Annotated in this window: 4 protein-coding genes; 2 read left to right on the top strand and 2 right to left on the bottom strand. The window is 39.1% G+C overall.

Annotated elements, in window-relative coordinates; all coding sequences use genetic code 11:
• Window positions 1–599 (top strand): Rpn family recombination-promoting nuclease/putative transposase (locus tag ACO6HM_RS12320; RefSeq protein WP_485391315.1); only part of this gene is annotated, 599 nt, incomplete at its 5' end.
• A 440-nt stretch (window positions 600–1039) separates the two neighbouring features.
• Window positions 1040–1300, top strand: a complete 261-nt coding sequence (locus tag ACO6HM_RS12315; protein WP_485391314.1) for an AbrB/MazE/SpoVT family DNA-binding domain-containing protein — start codon at window positions 1040–1042, stop codon at window positions 1298–1300.
• A gap of 71 nt (window positions 1301–1371) precedes the next feature.
• Here ACO6HM_RS12315 and hydF read toward each other — a convergent pair whose 3' ends face one another.
• Window positions 1372–2544 carry a [FeFe] hydrogenase H-cluster maturation GTPase HydF gene (hydF, locus tag ACO6HM_RS12310; protein ID WP_485391313.1) on the bottom strand — a complete coding sequence of 391 codons (1173 nt, stop codon included), beginning with the start codon at window positions 2542–2544 and terminating at the stop codon, window positions 1372–1374.
• Window positions 2545–2555: 11 nt separating this feature from the next.
• Window positions 2556–3175: [FeFe] hydrogenase H-cluster radical SAM maturase HydG (hydG, locus tag ACO6HM_RS12305; protein WP_485391312.1), on the bottom strand; the 620-nt coding region annotated here is incomplete at its 5' end.

Raw genomic sequence — 3175 nt, 5'->3', positions numbered from 1 at the left:
CAAATGATGATAACCATCTAAAAAGAGTCCGTTACAATGCTTCTGTATTGACTGCAAATGTAACAGAGACTGGAAAGCAGTTTGAGTTTGTACCTGATGTCTGCATCATATTTATCTCTGCCTTTGATTTATTTAAGGGTAATCTTCCTCTTTATCATGTGGTAAAGACGGTTAAAGAAACAGGGCAGATAATCGAAGATGGTCTTACTGAAATATATGTAAATGCAGCAGTGGATGATGGCTCTAAGCTAGCAAAGCTTATGAAAGTATTTACTAAGAATGATGTTTATGATGAAGCCGATTTCCCGGTCACTAGTGAAATTAAGGCAAGATTTAAAAAGGATGAAGGAGGTACCATACAGATGGATGCAACTTTGCAGAAATGGATGCAAGAAAGTGAAGAGATTGGCGAGAAGCGCGGTGAAAAGCGTGGTGAGAAACGTGGTGAGAAACGTGGTGAGAAACGTGGCGAGAAGCGTGGAAGAGAGGAAGGTGCTAAAATGATTGCAAAGACAATGATTGAAGAGGGCCTTCCTGCTGAGCTTATAATGAGGTATACCGGGCTTTCTGAGGATGTAATTGCCACTCTAGAGGGCTAAAATACGTCTCCACCTAAGCTGTACGGGTTCTTGGTCTATGTAAACAAAAAACGGTTACAAATTTACAAGGTCAGGTTTTTGTTTATTTTGTATATTTTGTAACCGTTTTTACGTTTTTTTTGCCGTTGCTAAAAGCTTAAAAATATACTATAATGAGTCTAGTAAATATTGTTTGTAATACGCATAATTCTCACGATTTTTAAATTAATTGTATGATTACACTTATTATGAAACTTTTTCAATGATAAGCGAGAGGGACAAATTAAAGAAAAAAATTATGAAGGGGGTGCTGAAAGATTGGATAATATTTTACACGGATGTATGCTTAAAAGCGCTGAGATTAAAGAAAGAATATGCTCTTATTATATAGATTGTTTAGTAAGGTAGTAACGTATTACAAAAATATTTCATAAAAATATATTTTTGTAAAGGAGTATTTTGTGAAAAGCAGGACCTTAAAAAGAAAACTGGATAAACTCGGTAGAATCACCCTTCCATCAGATTTTAGAAAAGCCTTAAATCTGGATGATTTGGAGGAGCTTGAAATAGTGAGTGACGGAAATAGCATCATCCTTAGGAAGCAGAGCTATCCGGATGTATTTGGTAATTTTGCTCACGATGACTCTTACTTCGAATATCGAGGGAACAAGGTATCTAGAAGATCCATTATTGAGTTATCAGAAATCGCGGGGCTCATCTAACTTAGATTAGATGCTGTTAGAGATTAGCCGGAGCTTATATTGTAAGCTCCGGCTTTCTTATTTTGTTGAAATCATAGTGCTTTCATTGCTCTTTTTAGTATGCCTGTCATCTCAGCAATCGCCATCCCATAATTCACTATGGGAACGCCCTGATTAACAGCCTTTCCGACTCTGCTCTTCATAGCAGCTTCGTTAAGCATACAGCCTCCACAGTGGACTACTAACTTATAAGAAGTCAGGTCATCAGGATAGGTTCCTCCTGAGGTAAATTCAAAATGAGGGGTGGCACCGGAATACTCCCTTATCCATCTTGGGAGCTTTACCGTACCTATATCTTCACACTGTCTGTGATGAGTACAGCCCTCACTAATAAGTACCCTGTCACCATCCTTAAGTTTAGATAGCATATCTGCACCCTCTAACATTTTGGCAAGGCCACCTCTGTATCTGGCAAAGAGAATTGAAAAAGAGGTTAGTCTAATATCTTCAGGCACTATCCCGCTTACAGTCTTAAATACCTGTGAGTCTGTAATTACGAGACTTGGAGGAGATTTTAGTTTTAAGAGACTCTCTTTTAGCTCACTATCTTGTACACAGAGTGTAACGCAGCCTATCTCCAGCAATTCTCTAAGCACCTCCTGTTGAGGTAAAATTATCCTTCCCTTAGGTGCAGATTCATCTATAGGCATTACGAGAATTACTGTATCTCCTTTATTTACCAGGTCTTTTAATATATACTTTTCACCTTTGTCAGGAATAAGTCCTGCAAGTTTTTCTTTTAGCTTTAAGATATTAGTCCCTTCTTTTGCACTGACTAAGATTTCATTATCCTTTTCTTTTCTGTGTGGAGCAAGGTCTGCCTTATTAAGCACAATTATGAATGGTAATTTCTTCTTCTTAAAGGTGTAGGCCAGCTCTTTTTCAAGCTCTGTAAGCTCTCTGTCAGCCTCAGTCACAAGCACGGCTATATCTGTAATATCAAGGACTTCCTTGCTTTTTTGTATCCTGAGACTGCCAAGTTCCCCCTCATCATCAATCCCCGCCGTATCTATAATAACTACAGGTCCCAGAGGAAGAAGCTCCATAGCCTTTTTAACCGGATCTGTAGTGGTTCCTTTCACGTCTGAGACCACACTTAATTCTTGCCCTGTTACCGCATTTACAAGACTGCTCTTACCTACATTTCTCAGTCCGAAAAAGGCAATATGTACTCTTTCAGCCGAAACCGTCTGGTTTAATCCCATACTAAGCCCTCCTAGAATCTGAAATCTCTGCGGTTAGAAGCCTTGATGTCGTTTATGTTGTTTATTGCTATTTCTCTTCTCTTTTCATTAGGTATTTTATTTAGCTCTCTTTCAATCATTTCAAAGCCTTTTTTTCTCGTTTCCTCGCTTGCATAGTCCACAAGAAACTCGGTCAGTGTCATAAGGGCGTTTGGATGGCAACAATTAAGTATCTGTCCGGTTTTGCAAAGAGCCATGAACCTGTCTCCGGTTCTGCCTTCTCTGTAGCAAGCTGTACAGAATGAAGGAATATGCCCATTGTCCATAAGCCAGCCAACTACCTCATCAAGAGTTCTGGTATCTGAAACCTCAAACTGCTCGCTGTCATGCACTCTTTCTTCCTTTTCATAACCTCCTACAGAAGTTCTTGAGGCTCCACTAATCTGAGAAATACCGAGGTTTAGAAGCCTTCCTCTAACTTTCTCAGATTCTCTTGTAGAAACTATCATTCCCGTATATGGAACTGCAAGCCTTATACAGGCTGTAATCTTCGCAAATATATCGTCTGAAATAGAGTTATCAAAGGCATTTGGATCTATGTCATCTGCCTTTTTGATTCGAGGTACACTTATAGTATGAGGTCCAACCCCGT

The organism is Catonella sp., assembly GCF_057250765.1.
Note: the sequence above shows the minus strand (reverse complement) of the source record. Positions and strands in the feature narration are given on the sequence as shown.

Coding starts and splice junctions, on each gene's coding strand:
- hydF (WP_485391313.1), bottom strand. CDS start 2,544: ATGGGATTAAACCAGACGGTTTCGGCTGAAAGAGTACATATTGCCTTT.